Below are 23,761 nucleotides of genomic sequence, written 5' to 3'. Positions count from 1 at the left end.
CGCCGGAGGGGAGTGAAGGCGCTCTCATCCGGCTTTCTCTTTTATAGAGGTAGTTTAAAAAGCATTTTCTCAAGAGGTGAACGGTATGCAGATGAATTACGCTTTGACCGCCGCAAAAGGGCTGAAACGCAAACGTTCAATATGGACGCGAATGAAGCTTCATAAGTTTTATTATTGGCTTATTCTCCCAGGGTTGCTCTATTTCCTCCTATTCGATTATATTCCGATGTTCGGGATCATCATCGCGTTTAAGGAAATCTCGCCGTTTGAAGGCGTTGCCGGAATTTTGTCGGGGGAATGGGTAGGGTTCAAGCATTTTATTCGTTTCTTCAACTCCTATTACTTTTGGAATGTGCTCGGGAACACCGTCATGATCAGCTTTTATAAGCTGCTGTTCGGATTTCCGGCGCCGATCATCCTGGCTTTGATGATTAACGAGGTAAAAAACAAGTGGTTTAAAAAAACGGTTCAAACGATTTCCTATTTGCCCCATTTTATTTCCATGATCGTATTGACCGGGTTAATCATGCATCTGCTTTCAACGAATGGCGGTCTCATCAACGAAATCGTAAAGTGGTTCGGAGGGGAGCCTGTCCATTTTCTCGGCAGTACCGATTATTTTCGCAGCATTTTGGTCATCTCGGGCATTTGGCATGGAATTGGCTGGGGAAGCATTCTTTATTTGGCCGCTATAGCGGGTATCGATCCGCAGCAATATGAAGCGGCGACTATCGACGGCGCGAGCAAGTGGAGGCAAATATGGCATATTACGCTGCCAGGTATCGTTCCGGTCATCGTCATTCTGCTCATTTTCAATATCGGAGGGCTGCTGAACGCCGGATTCGAGAAAATATTGCTGCTCTACTCTCCTTCCGTATACGAGGTTGCCGACATTATCGATACTTACGTGTACCGCGAAGGACTTATCGCCATGCAGTATTCGTATGCCGCCGCAGTCGGCATTTTCAAAAACGTAATCGCTATGGTCTTGATTGTCGGCGCCAATCTACTCGCCCGTAAACTCAATCAGACAGGCATCTGGTAGGAGGCGGAAAAATTGAATACGATTGCCGTAACGAAATCCGAAAAAATATTTCATGCATGCAATTATATGTTGCTGATCGGCCTTAGTTTGCTGTTCCTCATTCCTTTTCTGTCGGTCTTGGCGACCTCTTTTGTAAGCGAAGCGGAAGCGGCGAAGAGGGGGGCGTTTATCCTTTTACCGCAGACCTTTGATTTGACTGCCTACAAAATGATTTTTAGTAAATCATCACTGCTGCTGAATGCCTACAAGATTACGATATTTCGCGTTACGGTCGGCACGCTGTTGAATTTGCTGTTTACGTCTATGCTTGCCTACGGTTTATCCAAAAGAAGCTTGCCTGGGCGAAATCTGATCGTAACGATTGTCTTCTTGACGATGATTTTCAGCGGCGGTTTGATTCCGACCTTTCTGCTGATCGATAATCTCGGTTTGCGTAATTCCATCTGGGTGATGGTTATCCCGAGCTTGATCAGCGCGTGGAATATGTTTATCATGCGAACGTTCTTCATGAACATCCCGCAGGAGATTGAAGAATCGGCAATCGTCGATGGGGCGAATCCGCCCACGATTTTGCTAAAAATCATTTTTCCGCTTGCGCTTCCTTCCTTTGCGACAATCGGCTTGTTTTACGCCGTCGGGCATTGGAACGCGTGGTTCGACGCGGCCATCTATATGGACGATGTGAGAAAAATGCCTTTGCAGATGGTGATGCGGAACATCTTGTTAAGCGGCGTCATGACGGATCAGGAAAGCTCGCCCGGTCAGCTTTACGAATCTTTGCCGCCTCCGCAAACGATCAAATCTGCAGTCATCATCGTTTGTACGTTACCGATTCTGCTGATTTACCCGTTTATCCAAAAATATTTTGTCAAGGGCGCCATGATCGGTTCGGTCAAAGGCTAAAAAAGCCGGATTTCGAATAACTACCCCAGGGAGGAAAAGGATATGCCGCTATTGCAACCGATAAAACATGAAATCATCCATAAGGACGGGAATTACAATTGTTTTCCAAGCATTGTCCAAATGCAGGACGGCCGACTGGCGATTTCGTTTCGTCAAGCCCCTGACCGTCAGCGGACATACGGGCAAATCACCCATCTCGACCCTGCGTCCAAAGCGGTTTATCTTGTAACCAAGGATGGGGAAACCTGGAATCGTGACCCCCTCGTTCTTTATGACGATTATTTTTGCGGCGTACAGGACCCATGTCTAAACGTACTGCAAGACGGAACGTTGTTCGCTACTTTTTTTATGTGGAAGGTGTACGACGCTGACGACGTCCAAGATAGAAGCGGGAGCGGGCTATGGAGTTCGGTATACGGAAAATGGTTGGGCCGAATCGAAGGCGTTTATACGGTGCAATCGACGGACGGGGGACAAACGTGGAGTTCTCCGGTCTGCATAAACATCGCGGATACCGCCATCCGCGGCAATTGCACGGAATTGGAAGACGGCACCATTATGGCTCCGCTTTATCGCATTACTGAGGGGGGAGCTTCGGAAGTGCTCATCGCCGAAACGAAGGATCGCGGTGAAACATGGTCGATACTGGCCGCCATTGCAGATTGCGACGGTCATTATTTTTACGAACCGAATCTATACAGGACCGCAAGCGGGAAGCTGGTCGCTTTCATCCGCAGCATGAAAATATCCAAAGAGGATGGCGCCGAACATAAGAGTTCCCCATTATTTACATCGGAGTCTTCGGATAACGGAAAAACATGGAGCCTGCCGGTGAAGCACGCTATCGATTCCCCCAGCCCGTTTCATCTGCTGCGGCTGGAAGACGGCAATGTGCTGCTTACTTATGGCTATAGGCATAAGCCTTATGGTATTCGGGCCATCGTGTTGGACGCGGAATGCGGCAACATCGACGAAGCGGAGGAAATTATCGTCCGTGAAGATGCGCCAGGAAGAGATATCGGCTATACTAGCGCCGTTCAACTCGAAGGCGGTAACGTGTTCATCACGTACTATTACTATGATGCGCAAGACGGCTTGCGGTATATTGCCGGCTCCTTGTGCGAGGTTAACGGTTCTTAATAAGGTAAAGGAACATAAGATTCACTTGTGCTGCCGGCCATCATCAAGCTCGCGGTTCGCTTGTAATCTTTCTTTTGACGGCAGGAGTCTGCAGGATGATACCAGCAAACTCCTGCTGTTCTTTTATATGTATCTATAAATAAATAATTTTCTTACTGAAGACGCTAGATCGATCATATCTGCCGCAAAGGCAAATTGCTGTTTTCTTACTCATGGAAGTATATGGATTTACTGCTTCTGACGTAGCCGGAATGGTTCGAATGACCGAAGGTTCGGTTTATGCAGCCCTTCATCGTGCGAGAACCAATATCCGCAACAATCGCAGCAAATTATCCGATCAAATTCAGTCAGAAAATATTGAATCAAACGCTTCGCTGCTTGATACCCTACTTCTGGCAATGAGAAACGGCGATGTGGATAGTATTCTTGGAATGTTTGAGGAAAGTATTCATAATGATGCAAAACCTGGATTCCAGGAATATTCGAAGAGGGAAATGCTTAATGGTTCTTTCAAACACAGAGGGCCGGTTTTGCATGTTTCGTTGGAGCTTTTATGGGGCCGAAAAGTATTCGTGGCATTGGCTGAAACCGAGCTAGGGCTTGCTCTTCACGATATTCGCGAATTTGTTTTCGAAAACAATCGGATTGTGTATCACCGAGGTTATTATTTTTGCAAAGAATTTTTGCTTGAAGCGGGGAGAACATTTGGCGTACAAGTGCAGTTGCAGAAGGCTCCAAATCTGGATTGGCGTGAGTGAAAAGATAGTCTCTTAAGCTCATAGTAAGAGAGAAACCGTTCGCAGTGAAATGTTAGGACATTGCGCTAACGGGTACGATAGTGAAATGATGGAGCAGGCGCCTAGGCGACCTGCTCCAGTTCATTAAAGTAACGGGCAGGATAGTTGAAGATCAATCGCGGTGAACCGTATCATAAATAAGGGTAAGTTTTTTGCGGAATTCCCTGCGGAGCATGGATTTGTATATATGGTGAAGAGTGACTGTTGAGATGTTTAGAAGTGCAAAAAAATGGAACTGATATAGTCAGTCATAATTTTACTTCCACAGCACGTTCTCCGTATTTTAAACCACTGAGAGATAATTTCGTCATGTCTTCATTCCTTTCTTTGTGTAACTTACCGAAAGGCTTTTTTATTACATTTCTTTATAGTACTTATACCGGTAATAAGTGCAGTATCCAATGATAAACAGATAGGCAGCAACAAATACCAATACCATTGTTAAATCGATATCCATCAAGGCCAATGCTGTTATTAAGGCCCCGAACACAAAAACCATCATGTCATATGCTTTTGCTTTTGCCCGATTGGCGATTGCCAGATTGCGTTCGTCTTTCTGTTCAATTTCTAGCTGCTTTGCTGCGGCGGGATTGTTCTTCTTCGCGTATCGGATCATTATTTCTCCCATACCGTGACCGAACATTCCACTCCCGATGCCAACGCAGATATAAGGTAACGCTCGAAGCAATCCTTGCGGATCTTCAATTGTTTTGATGAAGTACACACCGACTGCTAGTATGGCTATGCCTGCAACCGTAAACAAATTAGACAAAATCGTTTTGTTCATACATTCTCATCCTCCTCATAAATAAAGATTTCTTCGATAGTCATACCGAAAAAACGAGCAATCTTGAACGCTAAAAGGATCGAGGGGTTATAACGTCCATTTTCCAGCGAACCGATCGTTTGCCTTGACACTTCAAGAGCCGCCGCTAATTCTTCTTGCTTAATTCCGTGTTTCTTGCGAATTTCTTCTAAGCGGTTGTTCATGCGTTCACTCTCCTTATGGAAAGGTAGCTTTCCATGACAAAAATATATCGTGCAATGCAAGTAATGTCAAGCACACTTTCCATTATAAAAAAGGGCCATCCCGCTAAGGATGGCCCTAAAACTTGCCGTTACAGACAGCGCGGTGAACCGTATCATAAGTGACGGCAACGATTTACCTATTTCTCTTTGTTTAAAACTTTGTCCCGATACTTCTGGAATCGCTCCCATGATTCCTTTGCTTGCTCAGGTTGCTTAAAATCAATATAGGCACAGTCAGATGTATCGAGCGCATATGCATCCAGCGTCTCGGAAACCAATTGGATGGTATCCATCACAGTTCCTCCGCCCCTGATATGCAGCATAATGGAGTCCACAAGCTCCTCGTCTCCAGTGTTAAACTCGATCGAGTAACCTTCGTCATTCAAGATTCCCCACGCTTCATCCCGATAATCCAAATTAGGAATACATTTCGTCAATTTTTCGATGATCTCGTCCCGTTTGCCGAGGGGGGCAATATCTGGTTGATTCTCCTCTGGTGCGTCGAAATCATATTTCTCTTTCATGATGAGAACATCCCAGCTCATTATCGTCCACTCCTGCTTTTCCAATTTTATTCAGTTTATCACTGGTTTTCTCTGGCTGTAAAGCAAGCTTGATGTTGGCCCGAAACGTTAAAGTAAAAGGCAGAATTGAGTAATTAAATTTCGGCTGGCGAGATCACTTATTTTGGGAATTACTTCATTGTCAATGCAGCGTGCCATCCATGGGATTATGGTAAGGAGATTGGAGTTATCTTTTCATTGGTCTACGAAAATTAATGTGAGTTCTATAGATCGGGTGACGGAAGCTGCGTAAAGCCACCCTGATACACTGAGATTAGGGATCAAGTAATTAGCTAGAGGCAGAAGTGCCTTTTAGAGTTCCATGCTGATAGATGGCAGATGTCCGGCGGCTATAAGGGATTTTTTGCAGGCCGTACATAACCGCTGGGAAGTGGAACAAAAAAAGCGTTTGCAAAATCAGCTGCGTTGAAAGTAAAGTAAACTAAAGCCGGGACATAGTTGGATAGTAATGGAAGGGGAATTATGGGGGCATGTTCCAGAGAAAACGTCTTTTTACAAGCACAAGCAGAAAAGTTTTTCTCATTTCTTTTTTTAGTTTGCTGGTTGGCTTGATGATGATCGGTGTTATTGCATATTCCACCGTATATGTTCTGGTGAAGGAAAATCAGGAGAAATCGCTGCAATCGTCTGTCGTTCATGTCGAGGATTATTTAAAATGGTATATGCTGAATATGCAATCCCAGCTTGTTTACTTTGCCAATGCGGATATTTTCGAATCGCTGCCGTTAGAAGGCTATTCCTTGCTGATGAATAACTTAATCTCCTCCTATCCGAATGAAATCAATACCGTCTATGTGATTGAGGAAGGGAAGCTGGTGACAATCTCGCCGGAGCTGTACAAGCACATGTTATCGCCAGAGTGGGTTAAGGAAGTCGATAAGCAGGCGAGACAATGGGGATTTTGGTGGAGCGAACCGTTCAATTCGGGGCTTGGCCGTTCTGTCGTAGTGGCCAAATCGTTCAATACACGCGACAAATCGCGCAGCATTACGGTTGCTCTTGAGTTGAATGTCAACTCTTTTGCCAACCTTGCCGCCTCATTTCCGAAGGATAAACAGATCTACATTTTTTCGCAAAACGGTGAATTTGTAAGTTCTAATGCGCCGGTAGAGTTATACAGCCAGAAATTGCAGCGAGACCACATGATCGAAGTGCTGGGCCAAACGCTTGTAGGGAAAAGGAATGATTTGAACAGCATTCAAACGGCGGACGGCAATTATAAAATGTTGCGAAGCAACAACAACCGTTGGGACTGGATTGTGTTTGCGGCAGTTAACGAAGCCGAGGCATACCCGCTGCTGTCGTCGCTTCGAAAGCAGGTTCTGACTATTTTTGTTATCTGGATTTCCATTTCGCTGTTTGTATCCTATCGGGTAGCTGCTTATATCCGAAAACCGATCCGCACGATCATCCGGCACATGAACGAGAGCTCGCTCGGCCATTTGGATACGCGTATTGTGTTTAAACGCAACGATGAATTTTCTTGGATTGCTACCCATTTTAACAAGATGATGAACAATCTGAACGATATGTTCACGAACTTGCAGAAAGCGGAAGAGCGGAAGCGGGTTCAAGAAATCAGAGTGCTGCAGTCGCAAATTCAACCCCACTTCCTGTATAATACGCTAAACGCTTTTTATTGGCTGAGCGGTACGGAACGAGCGGGGGAAATTGGCCCGCTGATCAAAGCTTTGATGGAGTTGTTGAAATATTCGATCGATAAAGTGGGAGATGTCGTGCCGCTTGAGGAGGAAATTCATAAACTGGAACGGTATGCCGAACTGATGCGATTACGCTACGGCCATGTGTTTGATCTGGATATTGTTATTGCGGACGAGCTTCTCTCGGCTGTTTCGATCCCGAAATTAACGCTGATTACGCTTGTGGAGAATAGTATTTTCTACGGGCTGAGCAAGCCGGGCGAACGGAATCATATTATTGTGGCTGCGACCGCCCATGCGACGGATACGGTTTCGATCGAAGTGTCGGATACCGGGCCAGGCATAGACGAGGATGTTATTCGAAATTTGTTCGAGAAGCAGCGCGACAACAATTCATTCAAAGGGTTGAACAACTTGGGGATTCGGAATATTCAGGAACGGATTCAACTTTATTTTGGCGACAACTACGGCTTGGATATTGCCAATGATGCCGGGGAAGGACTCATTGTGACGATCCGGCTGCCGCTTTCCTCCGCCTGAGTGTGAACGGGATCACCGATTGGATGCAGGAGCAGATGGCAGGAGGGGACAGCGTTTGGAAAAGATGAAAATACTCGTAGTAGATGACGAACAAATTGTCCGAGAGCATTTTGCAGAACAGATTCCGTGGGAAGAGGCAGGCTTCCTGTGGATGGGGGCGGCGATCAACGGGCAGGAAGCGATCGCCATGATGGAACGGGAGCTGCCGCATCTCGTTTTGACGGATATTACGATGCCGATTATGGACGGACTGGAGTTTGCCCAATACGTAAAAACAAGATGGCCGCATGTTCGCATCATTTTTCTGACCGCGCATGACGAGTTTGCTTATGCCCAGAGGGCAGTCGTGCTTGGCGCGAAAAATTATTTGCTGAAAATGGGATTGTCACAGGAACAAGTGTTACAGGCGTGTAAAGCGGTGGCGGAAGAGATTCAGGGTGATTGGATGAAAGAGGATTTGCATAACCGCAGGATCGAACAACAGCGCCAGGAGGAGTGGACCGCCAGAAACCAGCTCATTCAGCGTATGGTAAGCGAACCCGCATCGGCAACTTCCGACAGCATGCGGCAAATCAACGAATGGATCCCCTTCAAAGGCAGCTATTGCTCCGTTATTTCCGTTGGCTGGGATTGGTATTGGGTATTTCATGAAAATTCGCTCGCGGAAGAAGCTTTTGAGCACATGCAATGGCTGGCTGGTGAAGCGCTTGAACAGAGGGAGGATTTTGCGGAAACATCCATCCAGGTCGCCGTATTTCCTTATCGCAACAGCAGATTAACCATACTTGTAACTTGCCCGATGCAGAGAGGTTATGCGTTCTTTCAATTCGCGCTGCACGAATTCGTCCGATATGGCTTGGAGAAAACAAGAGAGATCGTAAAGAGTGACTGCTTTGTGTTTGTAAGCGCAATCACTTCGCAAATGGAACAAGTGGCCAAGCAGATTGCGGAGGGACAAGCCAGACTGCAAGATTATTTTTATTCCGGAAAAGCGGTAATGGCCAACCAGGACGGCATGATCGAACCGGAACCAGAACCGGACAGCGTGGAGCGGCTGGAGCAGATCGCGAGAATGACCAAGTCCTTGCATAACCGCGAATGGCGCGAATTTATGACGATGGTCGAACAGCTTACAACGCTCCGCGACCCTGCACAATCATCGGATTTTTTATTGGCTGTCGCAAGAGGGGTTTTGGAGAACGGGATGAAGGTGCCGGAGCCGCATAAGAAAAGTCTGAGAATGCGGTTGGAGCTCGTCAACACTTGGCAAGCTTATTGCCATTGGTGGGAGCTGGCTGTCGACTACCTGGCGATCCCGTCAACCTTGTTCGAGCAGAAAAATGCGGTACGCAGAGAGATTGCCGTCATTTGCGGGCTGATCGCGAATCGCTACAATGAAGATTTGTCCATTGCCGATCTGGCCGATGCGGTTCATTTGAATCCGGCTTATGTCGGACAATTGTTCAAGCAGGAAACCGGTGAATATTTATCGGATTACATAAGTCGCATTCGTATGCACAAGGCGAAGGAATTGCTTGGCAAGACCGAGTTGAAAATTTATGAAATTGCCCAGGCAGTAGGGATTACGGATTACCGCTATTTTTGCAAAATGTTTAAACTGATGGTCGGTGTGACGCCGACTGAATATAAGAGGTCTCGATAATGGCTGATCTGAGGCCCCCTTCTGCCGGCCAGGTGGGGGCTCTTTGATATTTCTCTATAAAATATACACAGGTTTTGAAATTTGTCTCCTACTCGCAGGTATAGGGAAAAAGCTAAGATGATGACAGAGAAAGAAATGAAAACGCTTTACTTTGGCGAGTGGGAGTGAGGGAATGGCAGAGATTTCAGTAGAAAACAAGGGAACATATTCCCGGGTGGTGAGAAGAAGCAGATGGGATAAGATTGTCCGAACGATCAAGGAATACAAATGGATGTATTTGATGTTGATTCCGGGGATGCTGTACTATTTGTGCTTTAAATATTTGCCGATGTTCGGTTTGCTGATTGCTTTTAAGGAATACAGCCTGACGAAAGGCGTACTCGGAAGTCCCTGGGTTGGCCTGCATTATTTCAAAGAAATTTTTCAAAGTCATGATTTTTATATTTTGCTGCGAAATACGTTAGTCATCAGTGTTTTTAAAATCGTACTCGGCATGGCCCCTGATATTATTCTGGCGCTTATTCTGAACGAGGTTGGCTCGAAATGGTTTAAGCGTACGATCCAAACGATTTCCTATATGCCGCATTTTCTGTCCTGGGTCATTATTTACGGCTTGGCGCTTGCTTTCCTCGCTCCGGCAGACGGGGTGATCAACGAATGGATCAAAGGGCTCGGAGGAGAGCCGATCGATTTTCTCACTTCTAAAGATTGGTTTAGGCCGATTCTGTATATCACGCAAATATGGAAAGAAATTGGCTTCGGGGCGATTATCTATCTAGCGGCTTTGACTTCCATCGATCCTACCTTGTATGAGGCGGCTATCGTCGACGGAGCGGGGAGATGGCGCAGAATATGGCATGTTACGCTTCCCGGCATCCGCAGTGTCATCATTTTGCTCCTGATCATCCGTTTGGGCAGCATTCTCGATGCCGGTTTCGGCCAAGTGTATATTTTCCTGAATGCCAGAGTTTACGAGGTCGGGGACATTATCGATACATGGGTTTTCCGGCGCGGCCTTGAGGAGATGCAGTTCAGCTTTGCGGCTGCTGTCGGTTTATTTAAATCGTTCATCGGATTGATCCTTGTGGTAGGCGCCAATAAACTGGCCAAAAAAATGGATGATTCCGGTATTTGGTAGGAGGCGATAACGATGACCAATGGACCTAAAACAATCAATGACCGGATCGTTGACGTGCTTATGTACACGATTCTTACTTTAATTGGGCTGATGACGCTGTTTCCCATGTATTACGTGATCATCATGTCCATTACGCCGTTACAAGAAACGATTCGCAACGGAGGATTCGCTTTCTTCCCGTCAGAGATTACATTCAGTGCCTATAAAGCGATTTTTGCCAGTCCGCGATTGCCGCAATCGCTCAAAGTCACGACGATTATTACCGTTGTCGGCACCATCCTGAATCTTCTCTTTACGCTGCTGCTGGCTTATCCGCTGTCGCGCAAGCAGATGCCCGGCCGCAAGTTATGTTTGATGCTGATCGTATTTACGATGATTTTCAACGGCGGCCTCATTCCAACCTATCTGGTTGTTAAAGAGTTCGGCTTGCTTGATTCCATCTGGTCATTGATCGTGCCGGGTTTGATCACAACGTTCAATTTATTGATTGCAAAAACTTTTTTTGAAAATTTATCCGTCGAGATTCAGGAGGCGGCCAAAATTGACGGCTGCAACGACTTGCAAACGTTATGGCTGATCGTTATTCCGCTGTCAAAGGCGATCATCGCCACACTCGGATTGTTCTATGCGGTATCACATTGGAATGAGTTTTTTGCCGGCATCATGTATATTACGAATCCCAAACTGTATCCGCTTCAGGTCATCTTGCGCGACATGCTGCAGCAGCCAAATCTGAGTGTGGAAATGATGAATCAGGTACAAGGGCTGGAATCCGCGCTTCCTCCATTCGCCATCCGGATGGCCATGGTTGTGGCGACAACCCTTCCTATATTGTTTGTTTACCCGTTCGTCCAAAAGTATTTTACTAAAGGGGTGATGCTTGGAGCCGTTAAAGGATAATGGCAATGCGTATTGACGCTTCACCGATTGCTGCAGTACATGAAGTCGTGAAAAATGAGATGATAGACGAGAGACGAGAGGGGAAGTACGATGAGTTCAAAAAAACGTTTCCTGGTATTGGTATCCGTTGCAACAAGCTTTGCGCTGCTTGGTTCCGCTTGCGGCGGGAAATCCGCTAGCAACAGCCCGAGCGGCAGCCCGTCACCGAGCGGGACAACTCAGCCGTCGGGGTCGCCGAAGGCGGAAGCAAACGCCAAAAAATACGATATTGAATTTTTTGTGCCGACGGGTACAGGAGGTTCGCTGCCGAGTCCGGACAAAGATATTATCAAAAAAACGATCGACGAAAAATTCAATGTCAATTTGACCATTACCCATATGGTGAGCGGTACGGATTCTACGAACAAAATCAATGTGCGTTTTGCCTCGAACACGCCGCCTGATCTCTTGGTTGTCTCCGGCCGCGATTCGCAAACGTACGCGAAAGACGGGTTGATTGCCGATTTACGGCCACTTGTTACCCCGCAGACGATGCCAAACTATTTCAAATGGATTAGTGAAAAGGAATTGAAGGGCTATTATTCCATCGAAGGTTATCCGGAAGGGCTGCGCGCTCCTCTACCTTTTAACTTGCATCCGTATACATCCTGGTATATTCGCAAAGATTGGCTGGATAATCTGGGGCTGAAGGTACCTACGAATTATGATGAAATGTTGGACGCGGTGCGGAAATTTACGTTTAATGATCCGGACAAAAATGGCAAAGCAGATACGTACGGCTTCAGTACGTCGGGCAACGGCGCCAACGTCGGCTTTGAATGGCCGCAATGGGTCAAAAACGGCTTCTATTCCTCTATGTTTATTGACAACGGACAGTTAATAGATTCCGGATCAAACCCGAAAACCGGTCAAGTGTTGAAGGAAATCAAGGATTTGATCGCCGAGAAGGTGGTGGATCCGAACTGGTTCCTGAATAAAGGCACGGAGCATGTAAATCGGATGATCGAAGGCAAGGCAGGGATCATTAAATATGATGGCCGGGATTTCGCGCTGGAAGGCGCGGAAGCGAGCGCGCTGAACAAAGCCCGGGAAATCAATCCGAAAGCCGAGATCGTCCCGTTTAACCCGTTTCCCGATGCGAAGGGCATCTGGTCGACGCCGCAAGGCTCGTTCGGTTTTGTCGTCCCGAAAGGCTTGGCGGATAAAGACCCGGACAAAGTAAAAAGGATGATGCAAATTTTGGATTTCCTTGCTAGTCCGGACGGCTTCCTGCTGACGCATTATGGCAAAGAAGGCGAATCGTATACGAAGGCAGGCAATAAGGTAACGCTTATTCCGGATGCGATCAATAAGTTTAATGCGGACAACGGAAAGTTTTTGCAAATTTACGACTTCTTCACAAGAGTATCGGATACAGCACCGATTGGCCTCGAGATTATCAATCCTAAGGAAACGGACCGGGACCGGCAGATTGTCAAAACCTTGCTTAGCAACAAACTCGTCTCCTATACCGGCGGGACATACGTAACGCCACCGGCGGACATCAATATTGGCGATTACCGCAAAGAAATGAATGCCGTTCTTTCTAAAATTGTGTTCGGCGACTTGCCTGTAGAGAAATGGCCGGAGTATTTGGAAACGCTGCTGACGAAAAATAAAGGGAAAGAAATCTTCGACACGTATACAAAGCAGATTCAAAAGAACGGCGGCTTTGACGTGAAGTAGGGCGATCGTTCGTTTCGCGCTCCTGTTCAAAAAGCCCATAAAATCAGATGAAAATGCACCGCGAGGTGCATTTTCATAGATTGGAATTGAGAGCGGTTGCAAAACAGGGATTTGCTGAAAAAGAGGAGGTACAAAAATGAACCGATGGAAGATCATTTTTTCACAGGTACTGGCGCTTTTTCTGATCGTCGCGATTTGTGCGTCAAGCGGTCAGGTTTATGCGCAGGAACAATCGTATATAAGCAACCAGCTAAATACGTTTACGGCGACGGAGCCGCAAGGCTTCGGATACCCGCTTGCCACCGCTGGCTCTACAGAGTTTATCAACAGCGCCTATGGAGTGGAGGAGGAGGGCGGACAACAGGTCAATGTTCTCTATACCTCGGCTTCAGGGGATAATTCTGTTGGTTCGGAAGCTCCGGCCAAATTTATCGTGTACGATTTGGACAACAGAAGGATCTTGCGGGACTTCCCTCTGCCGGGCGCCAAAGTGACCTGGACCCACGGAACAGATTCCCAAGGTAATGTGTATATCGCCACCCAGTCTAATGCTAACGTTTTCCGCTACAGTCCGGTAACCAAAGAGCTGGAAAGTTTAGGGGCGATCCGGGCATCGGATGGAACATTGCAAACGGCATTATATCATGTCAGCTTCGACAGTGAAGATAATGCTTACTTCGGAACCTATCCCAGTGCTCTTCTTGTGAAATATGACATCACGCAAAAGAAATTTCAGATCATGAAAGAGAAGCTGTTTGGAGGGAACTATGTTAAAGCTCATGTGATTGCGGATAATGGGTATATGTACTTATTCGGAGCCACTCAGACAGAAGCTAAGTTTGCCAGATTGAATCTTGAAAGCGGCGCGGTTGAAGAACTTCCTGAATTTTCATATACCGGACCGTTTCAAAATCATGATGGAATCAAGAATGTAACAAATGAAAAAATTCCCTTTGATAAAGTTCAAGGATTGACATTGCGAGGGAACTATATTTTCGCGTTTGTAGAAGCAACCAAACCTACTAATCTTGCCATGCTGGTGATCTATGATATCGCCAATAATAGATGGCTAACAGAGCCGGAGAACGTTATTCGAAATAACGGTACGCATGTTCCCCCCGCGTTGAACAATAAGGTGTATGTTTGGGATCGCGGATATCTGAAATTGAAAGCCTTTGATCTGACAACGGGCACTTACTCTGTGGTTGCAGGTTTCGATGCTAATTCTGTGAATCCCGGAATGAGAGGTTCTACCTTCATACAATTTGAGAATCAAGTAGACCTGCCCGGCCTAACCTTGGTAACGGTTCAGAAGAACGGCACCGTCACCTACAACAGTTTCGGGTATCCTGATGGCAGCGGCGGGTTTTCCGGGCGTAAAAAGTTTGGAGCTTCGCAGGTTGGATATGAGAATATTCCCGTAGATGCCGGTCTTCAGCCAAAGGTGATTCGAGCTTTGGAAAGAGGCCCCCAAGGAACGGACACCATTGCCATCGGTGCTTATATGGGACCTGTATTGGGGATTTTAAACAGTAAGACGGATGAGATCAAATACATCACAATGGAGCAAATTGAGGGAATGGGAGAGGCTCATGGAAAGTATTATGCGGGTGTCTATCCCAAGGCTGAAATCTATACGATAGATTTTAACACGATGGATTTTAGCCAATCTACGAAAGCTTTAGTTACGAAACTTAGCGGCAGCGGACTTGATCAGGATCGTCCCTTCCAATTGATTGAAGCGGGAGATTATGTGGCGATTTCTACGGTTCCGGATTATGGAGTTCTGGATGGCGCCTTGACCCTGCTCCCCAAAGCGGACAATACACAAAAGGAAGTATACAAGGGGATCATCCCGAATCAAAGTATTATCGGACTTGCTTATAAAGATGGCAAAATTTACGGTTCGACCTCCGTTTGGGGAGGGCTCGGCATTGACCCTGTTGATGTGAACGCCAAGCTGTTCATCTTTGACCTGGCAACCAAGACGGTTACGAAAGTGGTTGAGCCCGACTTACAGAATGTATCTACTTCCGTTATGCATATCGGAGGACTATCCATGGGTCCTAACGGAGATTTGTGGGCCATATCGAACGGCGTTATATTTGAAGTCAATCCGGAAACCCTGGAGGTAATCAGAGAATTCAAAACAAGGGATACCTCATGGTCTACCAATACTGCCTGGTATCTGCCCTATCAAATGGACTGGCTTACCGATACGCTGCTAGTGACCAATGCCGGTGAGGTTATTACTGTTATAGACACACAAACCGGTGAAATGCGCAAATTGACCAATAAACAGGCTAACTTGATGGCAGTCAGTGAAGACAAAAAAAGTATTTATTTCTCCAGTGATCGCCAGTACAAGCTCTATAAGATGGGTATCAGCTTTGAACAGGGGCAGAACAATGTCTTACCCAAGCTCGAGCTGCAGAACCAATCGGGTCCTGCAGGCGCTGAGGTGCTGTTGCCGCTCTCTCTCGTGAGGGATACGTCGGACACGACCTCAATCCATGCGATCGAATTCGATATGACGTTTGATGGAGCGGATTTGACGCTGACGGCGCCCGCTGAAGGCTCTATCATCAGCGTTAACTACGTGGCGGCGGAGAACAAATACCGCGTCCTGATCGGTTACGCGCCGAACGGCTCATCGCCAAGCGCAGAACTCCCGGACGCATTGGGCAGCTTCGCTTTTACGATTGCGGCCAACCGTCCATACGGGGCGACGACTCCGATCAGCTTATCGAATATTATGGTTACGAATGAAAATGGAGACCTCCGCATGCTTGCGAATGCGACGGCAACGGTGACCGTACAGGGGGATACGATCGCGCCAATCATTGACCTGACAGCATCTACAACGGACTACGCGGAAACGGTAACGGTGACGGTTGCCGGCGACGGAACAGGAAGCGCCATTGCGGAAACGAAGTGGGCCGAAGGCGAACAAACACTGGAGGATATTCGCACCAGCGGCGTCTTATTGACCGGGTCTTCGTTCACTGCAACAAAAAAAGGCATCTATACGGTCTACATGAAGGATGCGGCAGGCAATGAAGCGATTAAGACCATCGACATTCCGAATATCGTCATCAAAGGCGATGCGAATGACGACGGCGTTGTCAACCTGCTCGATTGGCAGAAGCTGGCCAATTACATTTTGCTTAAAGAAACGCCGAACGACAGACAAGCGTTCGCATCCCGGTTGAATGCCGGAAATACGATCGATGTCGGCGACTGGGTGCTGCTGGCAAAGATGCTGGTAAACTAAGATGCTCATAAGAAGATCGTTTCTCCCTTTGCTGATCGGAATCTGCTTGCTGCTTGCTGCCTGGAACGCCGTTTACGCCGATGATAGCCATCGGCAGCTAAGCGTCGGAAACGCTTCGGGAAGAGCAGGAGACCATCTCGCCATTCCGATTATGCTTGCAAGCGATGGAGCCGTGACCGCGCTCCAGTTCCAGCTTTCTTATTCGGAAAACACACTCGAACTTACGGAACTCCGAAAAGGGACGAATCTTCCGGCGGCTTTCAGCGTTTTTTCCAATATCGGAACCGGGAAGGTCGTCATCGGAAGTCTTGGTTCGATCATCGAGGCAGGAAACAAAGAGGTTGCAGTCGCCGTCTTTAAGGTGAAAGACGGCGCTGCGCCAGGCAGCTACGACATTCGGCTTGCCAACGCGCAGCTATCGGACGGCAACGCAGAGAGTTTAACCCATCAATTTCAGATTGTTCACGGAAGTTTGACCGTCGTACCTCCTGCGGGCAGCAATCCGACAGTGCCTCCTGCGACGCCGTCGCCGACAACGCCCCCTGCGGACACAGGGTTTCCAGGATCGCAGACGGATGCCGTCGTCCTCATTAATGGCCGAGCGGCGGATGTCGGAATAACGACGACGACAACGGTGGACACGAAGCGGGTAATTACGGTTGTCCTGAACCCGGAGAAGCTGGCGAGGCAGCTCGCTTCCGAGGCGGAGGGTGCTGTCATTGTGATTCCGGTTGAGACGGCATCCGATGTCATTATCGGCGAATTGGACGGCCAAATCATTCAGGATATGGAACAGAAGCAGGCAGTCGTAAAGCTCCAAACCGCTCGGGCAATCTATTCCTTGCCTGCGGAGCAAGTAAACATTCAGGCGTTAGCTGCGAGGCTAGGAGCAGGCGCGCAGCTTCAGAATATCAAGATCAGGATTGAGATCGCGGAGCCGTCGAATGACATGCTGCGGGTTATCGAGGACACCGCAAACCGCGGATCGTTCACCCTCGCCGTACCGCCAGTGCAGTTTTCGGTGAAAGGCGTATACGGAGATACCGTTATTGATATAGCTCAGTTCAACGCCTATGTCGAACGGATGATCACGATTTCCGAGGGAGCGGATCCCGGTAAAGTTTCGACCGTTGTCGTCATCGAGCCGGATGGGATCGTTCGTCATGTGCCTACGCAAATCGTGCTCATGGAGGGCAAGTATTACGCCAGGGTTAACAGTTTAACGAACAGCGTGTACGCCTTGGTATGGCATCCGGTTACATTCAGGGACATGACCGGGCATTGGGCGGAAGAAGCGGTAAATGATATGGGATCAAGAATGGTGATAAACGGCACCGGAGAGGGGATGTTCGATCCGGACCGTGACATCACCCGCGCGGAGTTCGCTTCCATCGTGGTCCGCGGGCTAGGATTAAAGCCGATAACTGATTCCGCTTATTTCACGGATGTGATGCCGACTGATTGGTACAACGCAGCTGTGCAAACCGCGCATGAATATGGGCTTGTCCAGGGGTCAGGCGACGGGGTCTTCCAGCCGAATGACAAGATCACAAGGGAACAGGCGATGGTCATCATAGCCAATGCGATGGAAATAACTAAGCTGAAGGCCAGTCTCCCCGAACGATCTGCGGAGGAACGGCTCCAGCCGTTTGAAGATGCGGCGGAAATATCCGGTTGGGCGAAGGGCGGCGTTGCCGACAGTGTGCAAGCCGGGGTTGTGTCAGGACGAACGGAGAACCAGCTTGCCCCCCAAGCGTATCTGACCCGGGCGGAGGTTGCAGCAATGGTGCAAAAATTGCTGCAAAAGTCGGAGTTGATATAAGCGCCATGACCGATGCATCCATGATGCGTATCCTATAGGGAGGAAGTTAAATGACGATAAGAGCAAGCTGGAGTAGAAGTTTGCGCATGGTATTGCTGCTTGTTGCCGGGTTAGCCGGCGTGTTCGGTACATATCCTTCCGGCGTAAACCAAGCGCATGCGCTTACAAGAGATGTCGCGAACTATAGCTTTGATGACGAGTCGATGGCCGGCGTTATTCCGGGGTGGACAGAAACGTATGGAACAAGCGGGTTCAGCGTGGTTAATGATGAGTTTTACAGCCTGCAAGCCAGTTTGAAGCTGGAGGACAATAGTACCGTAAATGCGGCGGGGCTTGAGAGCGACAAAATCAAGGCGATCGCCGGTGAGGTCTACAAGGCTAAGGTCCGGGTGAAGCTGCAAAGCGGCAGCGTGGGGATTTATATGCGCTTCTGGGACGCTTCACAAACGCGAATAGGGAACTACAACCAGTTTATCACTTCGCCGACAGGGACCTGGACGGAACTGGAGGTAACAGGCGTGGCCCCAGCCAATACGGAAACGGTAAGTTTGCTGCTCTACTCCTCTACCGGCGGTACAGCGACGGCATATTTCGACGATGTAGTGCTGGAAGCGATGGTGGCCAACAGCGGATTTGAAGAAGGAAGCGGGTTTCCGGGCTGGACGCAGACGCACGGAAGCGGCGGAGTCACGGTAACAAACGAGAAAGTCAACAGCGGCGCAGCCAGCTTGAGAATCGTGGACAACAGCCTAACCTCCGCTTTTGGCGTGGAGAGCGGCAAGTTATATGTTAGTCCGGGCGAAACCTATACGGCAACGGCTATGGCTTATTTTTCCGAAAGCGTTGTCATCTACTTGCGGTATTATGATGCAAACGGGCAATATATAAGCTCTACGGGCAAAACGTTTCACTCTCCCACCCTGGAGTGGACTCGGATCGGGGTGTCCGGAACGGTTCCAGCCAATGCGGCGGCTGTGAAGGTACTGCTTTATTTACCGGTCGGGTCGACGGGGACAGCTTATTTTGACGATGTGAAGGTAGAGAAGACATTCTTGAATTTGGGGCCGCAAATGAAGGGGATTCAGCTTCAAGCCTCGGAGTTCGGTGTGGACAGTTCTGGCAATAAGAAGCTTTACAGCGTTCAGATGGGAAGCCCGATCAACGCCAAACTGTCAGTCATTGATGCCGTATACGGAAATACCGAACTGCTCCATTTACTTCCGGGAGCAACGGGCGCATGGGCTATTGTTCAGGCAAGCGACGGGATCGTTTACGCAGGCTCGTTTACAAACGGCCATCTGTACAAGCTGGACCCTGGCGGAACGCAAGTCATCGACTTAGGCCAAGCGCCTGCTTCCGCAACGCATATCTGGGAGCTGGTTGCAGGGCCAAATGGCAAAGTGTATGGAGGAACCTACCCGAACGGAGCCTTGTTCGAATATGATCCTGCGGTCGGCTTCACATTGCTGGAATCGCCGCTTGTGCCGGGTGAGTCATATATCAAGGGGGTAGCGTACGATGCCCAAACCGATCAACTGTACCTGGGGGTAGGGGCTAACGCGCATATTATCAAATATGATTTGGCTACTCGAACCAAAGAAAATATACTTCCAGCAGCGTATAGCGATCAGGAATTTGCCTATCGGTTTAACATAAGCGGCAGAAAGTTGTTTGTAAAGCTTACACCGGATTATCAGATGCTTGTATATGATCTGGATACAGGAGTGCTTGAAAGCGAGATTCCGATGGCGTACGCAGGTTTTGAAGTCTCTCCTCCGTCTCCTTTAAACAGCGATCTCGTATACTATATCGCTGACGGGCAGTTTTACACGTACGATATGAGCACAGCCGCCTATCAAGCGACTGGCGTAGAAATCGATCTTGCCGCCAATGATCTTGATTTTATGCAAGTGAACGGGCAGTGGCAGCTTGTAGGAAACAGCGCCGATCAGATGTTTACGTACAATCTGGTTACAGGGGATGTGGTTATTACCGATTTGGATTTACCGCTTCAAGATTTCCAGTCTCGGGATGTCCATGCAGGACCAGACGGTAAAGTTTACACGACGGGCTATCAATATCACGGTGTCGGCATTTATGATCCGGCGACGGGACGAATCGTCAACCAAATGAAGGGAATCGGTCAAGGAGAAGGCATGAGCCATATCGGCACTGATCTGTACATCGGTACTTATGGCAAGGCCAAAATTTACAAATATGATACAACTTCGATGCAGTGGCCTCCTGAGTATTTGTTCAGCCTTTCTTCCTATGGTCAAGACCGGCCGTACGGTATGTTGGGAGTCGAATCCGAAAATAAGTTGTTTATAGGGACAGCGCCGAACTACGGATCGCTTGAAGGGGCATTCACCGCCTACGATGTAAGCACGGCAACCTACGCGGTGCACCAAAATATCGTGACCAATCAAAGTGTAGTTTCCCTTGCCTACAAGGATGGAGAAATGTACGGGGGAACATCGATCTGGGGCGGATATGGCATTGACCCGACTGAGACGGAAGCCAAGCTGTTTGTGTACGATGTCGCCAGCGGCCAGAAGGTGTATGAGACGGTTCCGGTAGCCGGCCAGAAAGTAATAAGCGCGCTGACACTTGGACCGGACGGAAACATTTGGGGGATGGCGGGAGGGACACTGTTTATTTTCAATCCCGATACCAGACAGGTTATATACGCTTCCAAAAAGTTTACCGCAAACTACACAAGCATCACCCATATCGACTTTGATCTTGTTGTTGGCAATGACGGCAACGTATACGGTACGGGACGGGGAAAATTCTTTATGCTTACCGGACAGTCCAAAACGCTGACTATACTCAGCAACGACGCCAGATATCTTACGAAAGATGATGCCGGCCATATGTATTACGCGTCATACAGCGATCCGACCAAGCTTATTCAATACAACAGTCCGACCCCTTAAACATGCAACTCTGTCACGGGGAACGCCCGGCGGCGATTGATTTCCGCTTGTCTGCATGTCGAGAAAGCGTATGCCGATAAGCTGACAATCATTCAGATCGACCGCGACGAGCTGCCGGATTTATGCGAGCAGTTGAGTATTTGGGCATTCCGAGTTTTATTGAGCTTCGCGAAGGGAAAGAGTTGAACCGTTTTGTCAGCAAGCTCCGCAAAACGCGGGACGAGATCGAGCAGTTCCTCGACTGCTCCGTCGAAGTTGTCGACGCCGTCGGATAATACGGACGTATTCGCTCTATTCCCGGAAAATGAGAAGAATTAGGAAAATAATGATCAGGAGACGGAGTGGAGAAGCATGGGAGTTAAAATAGCCATACTGGCGGAACCGGACATACAGCAACGAATTTTTGAGGATTCGCATTGGCGGCAGCTGGCCGACATCGGAGAAGTCGCGAGAAACGACCAGCCCGGCGTCCCCCGGCCGGAGATTTTGAAGCGGTTGTTGGAAGGAGCGGATTATGCCATTACGTCGTGGGGTTGCCCGACGCTTACCCGCGACATCCTGGAAGTTGCCCCGGAGCTTAAAGCCGTTATTCATGCAGCGGGAACGGTCAAGGGGATCGTCACCCCTGATTTGTGGAGCCGGGGTATCCGGGTAACGAGCGGCAACGGTCCGCTTGGGATCGGTGTAGCAGAAACGGCGCTCGGGATGACGATCGCTTCGCTCAAGGAAATGTGGCGGCTGTCGCAGGATACGCGCAATGGAAAATGGGACGAAGGCAGAGGACGTGTCCGGGAGCTGTACCGGGTGACAATAGGTGTAATCGGGGCCGGCAAGGCCGGCGCGCACTACATTCGGCTGCTGCGCAACTTCGAAGTGACGATCCTTGTCTATGATCCCGTATTGACGGCAGAACAGGCCGAGGTAATGGGGGCGGTGAAGAGGGGATTGGAAGAGGTGCTGCGAAGAAGTGATGTCGTTTCCATTCATGCGCCGTCCATTCCCGAAACGCACAAAATGTTCAATCGCGAGCGTCTCGGCTGGATGAAGGACGATGCGATCTTGATCAATACGGCGCGCGGTTCGATTGTGGACGAAGAGGCGCTTGCCGACGTATTGCGGGAAGGCCGGCTGTTCGCTTGTCTGGACGTGACCGATCCGGAACCGCCGGCTGCCGACCATCCTTTGCGCGGTTTGCCCAATTGCATCATAACCCCGCATCTGGCCGGCGCGGTCAATAACGGCGTAAAGCGTCTCGGACAGTTTGCGATCGACGAACTGCGGCGAATGCTCGCCGGAGAGCCGCTTGCAGGCGAAGTGAAGGAAGAACAGATGAGTACATTGGCATAAGACTTGCCTTTGCTTCCGACTAAGGACGTAATCAGGCACATAGCTGGCTCGCCCTGTACCTGGGCGAGCCTCTGCTGTTGAAAGGTCAGTTGATCGCCGCCGAGCAGGGGAACTTGGCGAACGTGGCCAAGGGGTCCGGAACTAAGGTGTTAACAAACAAAAAACGGCGCATGGATACGCCGATTCACTGGTTGCCCTTATGAAATCCAACACCTAAAAAAGTCACGGATAAATACTATTTTATAAAAAAAATAATTATAAGTCTATATCTTTTTCATCTGTAATTGTATGTTATTTATGCGACCGCGGCGCAACATTTTAACATACAAAGGGTGAAGACCTGAATGATTACAAAAGAAGAAATGTTGTTTATTGTGCAATCCCAACTTGCCGTAGACCTGAATTGCTCAGTCGATGATCTGAACGGCGAAAAGGACAGTATTGTTTTTGTGGATGCCAAGGAAAATCCCGGACGCAGACCGTTTCCTAGAAAGGCGCGATATTTCGAAATCCTGTCTATGGGAAAATCGATTGTCGTTTCGGCAACCCCCGAACGGTTGGCCATTGCCCAATCGCAGATGCAGGGCAAAAGCAGGGATGCCGTATTTTCCTTGCCGTTCATCAGGGGGCTTTACTTGCATTTTCTGCCTGATGTAACAAAAATAAAACCGATGTCGCCGCCGGACCTCTTTACGTTTGAATGGATGGGGCGGGAAGAATTCCACCGATTATTTGCGGATACTGAAGGTCCAAAATTCCGAGAAGCAGTCATTTATGATCCGAATCTTCCTTGGCAGACCGATCTGATTATGGTTGCAAAGAAAAAGGGGGAAATTGTCGGTGTGGCGGGTGCCAGCAAAACCTGTGCGAAAATGTGGCAAATCGGCGATGAAGTGGTGCCAGAATATCGGAATAGGGGACTGGCCAGTTATCTTGTAAACAGGTTGACTTTTGAAATATTGGAACGTGGAGAGGTGCCGACTTATGATGCAATCTCCAGTCACATAGCTTCACTGAGGGTTGCAAACCGATTAGGTTACTTCCCCGCGTGGGTGTCCGATTGGCGATGCAATTTTGAAGGACTTGAATAGTTATTTTAAGATAAAAGTTGAAACAATAGTTTCCCATTACTAAGACACAAAAGTCCCGCAGCCTACCTCGTGATTGCGGGACTTTTGTTAGAAGAACAAAGCATTAAGGATGACATCAGCAACAGTCTAAGACTTTATTTTTCAAGCCTTGTACCTAGATGTT

17 protein-coding genes and 1 pseudogene are annotated in these 23,761 nt (G+C 48.5%); 15 read left to right on the top strand and 3 right to left on the bottom strand.

Annotation, left to right across the window (positions count from 1 at the left end):
• Nucleotides 1–85: 85 nt before the first annotated feature.
• The 4 genes from DQG23_RS09740 to DQG23_RS09725 all read left to right on the top strand — a co-directional run bounded on the left by DQG23_RS09740 (nucleotide 86) and on the right by DQG23_RS09725 (nucleotide 3,846).
• Nucleotides 86–1,045 (top strand): ABC transporter permease, encoded by a 960-nt coding sequence (locus tag DQG23_RS09740; protein ID WP_238177822.1) that lies wholly within the window; start codon nucleotides 86–88, stop codon nucleotides 1,043–1,045.
• 12 nt (nucleotides 1,046–1,057) lie between these two features.
• Nucleotides 1,058–1,948, top strand: coding sequence for a carbohydrate ABC transporter permease (locus DQG23_RS09735; RefSeq protein ID WP_113030631.1), 891 nt, complete (start codon nucleotides 1,058–1,060; stop codon nucleotides 1,946–1,948).
• A 42-nt stretch (nucleotides 1,949–1,990) separates the two neighbouring features.
• Nucleotides 1,991–3,088: a sialidase family protein gene (locus tag DQG23_RS09730; protein WP_113030630.1), complete on the top strand. Its 1,098-nt coding sequence runs from the start codon at nucleotides 1,991–1,993 to the stop codon at nucleotides 3,086–3,088.
• A 143-nt stretch (nucleotides 3,089–3,231) separates the two neighbouring features.
• On the top strand, nucleotides 3,232–3,846 hold the full coding sequence (locus DQG23_RS09725; protein ID WP_337589397.1) for a sigma factor-like helix-turn-helix DNA-binding protein: 615 nt from the start codon (nucleotides 3,232–3,234) through the stop codon (nucleotides 3,844–3,846).
• Nucleotides 3,847–4,240: 394 nt separating this feature from the next.
• Here DQG23_RS09725 and DQG23_RS09720 read toward each other — a convergent pair whose 3' ends face one another.
• From DQG23_RS09720 to DQG23_RS09710, 3 genes are all read right to left on the bottom strand, one after another.
• Nucleotides 4,241–4,672, bottom strand: a complete 432-nt coding sequence (locus tag DQG23_RS09720) for a hypothetical protein (RefSeq protein WP_113030628.1) — start codon at nucleotides 4,670–4,672, stop codon at nucleotides 4,241–4,243.
• Complete coding sequence (locus tag DQG23_RS09715) at nucleotides 4,669–4,875, bottom strand: helix-turn-helix transcriptional regulator (protein WP_113030627.1); 207 nt, start codon at nucleotides 4,873–4,875, stop codon at nucleotides 4,669–4,671. The genes DQG23_RS09720 and DQG23_RS09715 overlap by 4 nt, the downstream gene beginning before the upstream one ends.
• 176 nt (nucleotides 4,876–5,051) lie before the next feature.
• The gene (locus tag DQG23_RS09710; protein WP_113030626.1) at nucleotides 5,052–5,459 is read right to left on the bottom strand and encodes a hypothetical protein; all 408 of its coding nucleotides are present in this window, start codon (nucleotides 5,457–5,459) and stop codon (nucleotides 5,052–5,054) included.
• 509 nt (nucleotides 5,460–5,968) lie between these two features.
• On the opposite strand from DQG23_RS09710, the gene DQG23_RS09705 reads away from it, so the two are divergent.
• The 11 genes and pseudogenes from DQG23_RS09705 (at nucleotide 5,969) to DQG23_RS09655 (ending at nucleotide 23,598) form a co-directional block, all read left to right on the top strand.
• Complete coding sequence (locus DQG23_RS09705) at nucleotides 5,969–7,699, top strand: cache domain-containing sensor histidine kinase (protein ID WP_113030625.1); 1,731 nt, start codon at nucleotides 5,969–5,971, stop codon at nucleotides 7,697–7,699.
• 64 nt (nucleotides 7,700–7,763) lie between these two features.
• Entirely contained in the window at nucleotides 7,764–9,362 is a 1,599-nt protein-coding gene (locus DQG23_RS09700; RefSeq protein ID WP_238177834.1) for a response regulator, read from the top strand.
• Between the two features lie 172 nt (nucleotides 9,363–9,534).
• The gene (locus DQG23_RS09695) at nucleotides 9,535–10,500 is read left to right on the top strand and encodes an ABC transporter permease (protein ID WP_113030623.1); all 966 of its coding nucleotides are present in this window, start codon (nucleotides 9,535–9,537) and stop codon (nucleotides 10,498–10,500) included.
• A gap of 12 nt (nucleotides 10,501–10,512) precedes the next feature.
• Entirely contained in the window at nucleotides 10,513–11,400 is an 888-nt protein-coding gene (locus DQG23_RS09690; RefSeq protein ID WP_113030622.1) for a carbohydrate ABC transporter permease, read from the top strand.
• Nucleotides 11,401–11,490: 90 nt separating this feature from the next.
• Nucleotides 11,491–13,125 (top strand): extracellular solute-binding protein, encoded by a 1,635-nt coding sequence (locus DQG23_RS09685; RefSeq protein ID WP_113030621.1) that lies wholly within the window; start codon nucleotides 11,491–11,493, stop codon nucleotides 13,123–13,125.
• A 136-nt stretch (nucleotides 13,126–13,261) separates the two neighbouring features.
• The gene (locus tag DQG23_RS09680; protein ID WP_113030620.1) at nucleotides 13,262–16,399 is read left to right on the top strand and encodes a cohesin domain-containing protein; all 3,138 of its coding nucleotides are present in this window, start codon (nucleotides 13,262–13,264) and stop codon (nucleotides 16,397–16,399) included.
• 1 nt (nucleotide 16,400) lies between these two features.
• Nucleotides 16,401–18,221, top strand: a complete 1,821-nt coding sequence (locus DQG23_RS09675; protein WP_113030619.1) for an S-layer homology domain-containing protein — start codon at nucleotides 16,401–16,403, stop codon at nucleotides 18,219–18,221.
• A 50-nt stretch (nucleotides 18,222–18,271) separates the two neighbouring features.
• Nucleotides 18,272–21,160, top strand: a complete 2,889-nt coding sequence (locus DQG23_RS09670) for a carbohydrate binding domain-containing protein (RefSeq protein WP_113030618.1) — start codon at nucleotides 18,272–18,274, stop codon at nucleotides 21,158–21,160.
• Between the two features lie 57 nt (nucleotides 21,161–21,217).
• Nucleotides 21,218–21,435: pseudogene (locus DQG23_RS09665) on the top strand (thioredoxin family protein); the annotation flags it as partial.
• Between the two features lie 76 nt (nucleotides 21,436–21,511).
• Entirely contained in the window at nucleotides 21,512–22,507 is a 996-nt protein-coding gene (locus DQG23_RS09660) for a hydroxyacid dehydrogenase (protein ID WP_113030617.1), read from the top strand.
• A gap of 344 nt (nucleotides 22,508–22,851) precedes the next feature.
• Nucleotides 22,852–23,598 carry a GNAT family N-acetyltransferase gene (locus DQG23_RS09655; RefSeq protein WP_113030616.1) on the top strand — a complete coding sequence of 249 codons (747 nt, stop codon included), beginning with the start codon at nucleotides 22,852–22,854 and terminating at the stop codon, nucleotides 23,596–23,598.
• Nucleotides 23,599–23,761: the final 163 nt, after the last annotated feature.

This window comes from Paenibacillus contaminans, assembly GCF_003285015.1.
Taxonomy (GTDB): Bacteria; Bacillota; Bacilli; order Paenibacillales; family NBRC-103111; genus Paenibacillus_V; species Paenibacillus_V contaminans.
Note: the sequence above shows the minus strand (reverse complement) of the source record. Positions and strands in the feature narration are given on the sequence as shown.

What these genes read in the sequence shown, in the direction of transcription:
- DQG23_RS09720 (WP_113030628.1), bottom strand. Translation starts at nt 4,672, where the DNA reads ATGAACAAAACGATTTTGTCTAATTTGTTTACGGTTGCAGGCATAGCC.
- DQG23_RS09670 (WP_113030618.1), top strand. Translation starts at nt 18,272, where the DNA reads ATGACGATAAGAGCAAGCTGGAGTAGAAGTTTGCGCATGGTATTGCTG.
- DQG23_RS09705 (WP_113030625.1), top strand. Translation starts at nt 5,969, where the DNA reads ATGTTCCAGAGAAAACGTCTTTTTACAAGCACAAGCAGAAAAGTTTTT.
- DQG23_RS09660 (WP_113030617.1), top strand. Translation starts at nt 21,512, where the DNA reads ATGGGAGTTAAAATAGCCATACTGGCGGAACCGGACATACAGCAACGA.
- DQG23_RS09655 (WP_113030616.1), top strand. Translation starts at nt 22,852, where the DNA reads ATGATTACAAAAGAAGAAATGTTGTTTATTGTGCAATCCCAACTTGCC.
- DQG23_RS09740 (WP_238177822.1), top strand. Translation starts at nt 86, where the DNA reads ATGCAGATGAATTACGCTTTGACCGCCGCAAAAGGGCTGAAACGCAAA.
- DQG23_RS09680 (WP_113030620.1), top strand. Translation starts at nt 13,262, where the DNA reads ATGAACCGATGGAAGATCATTTTTTCACAGGTACTGGCGCTTTTTCTG.
- DQG23_RS09685 (WP_113030621.1), top strand. Translation starts at nt 11,491, where the DNA reads ATGAGTTCAAAAAAACGTTTCCTGGTATTGGTATCCGTTGCAACAAGC.
- DQG23_RS09710 (WP_113030626.1), bottom strand. Translation starts at nt 5,459, where the DNA reads ATGAGCTGGGATGTTCTCATCATGAAAGAGAAATATGATTTCGACGCA.
- DQG23_RS09715 (WP_113030627.1), bottom strand. Translation starts at nt 4,875, where the DNA reads ATGAACAACCGCTTAGAAGAAATTCGCAAGAAACACGGAATTAAGCAA.
- DQG23_RS09695 (WP_113030623.1), top strand. Translation starts at nt 9,535, where the DNA reads ATGGCAGAGATTTCAGTAGAAAACAAGGGAACATATTCCCGGGTGGTG.
- DQG23_RS09730 (WP_113030630.1), top strand. Translation starts at nt 1,991, where the DNA reads ATGCCGCTATTGCAACCGATAAAACATGAAATCATCCATAAGGACGGG.
- DQG23_RS09690 (WP_113030622.1), top strand. Translation starts at nt 10,513, where the DNA reads ATGACCAATGGACCTAAAACAATCAATGACCGGATCGTTGACGTGCTT.
- DQG23_RS09675 (WP_113030619.1), top strand. Translation starts at nt 16,401, where the DNA reads ATGCTCATAAGAAGATCGTTTCTCCCTTTGCTGATCGGAATCTGCTTG.
- DQG23_RS09700 (WP_238177834.1), top strand. Translation starts at nt 7,764, where the DNA reads ATGAAAATACTCGTAGTAGATGACGAACAAATTGTCCGAGAGCATTTT.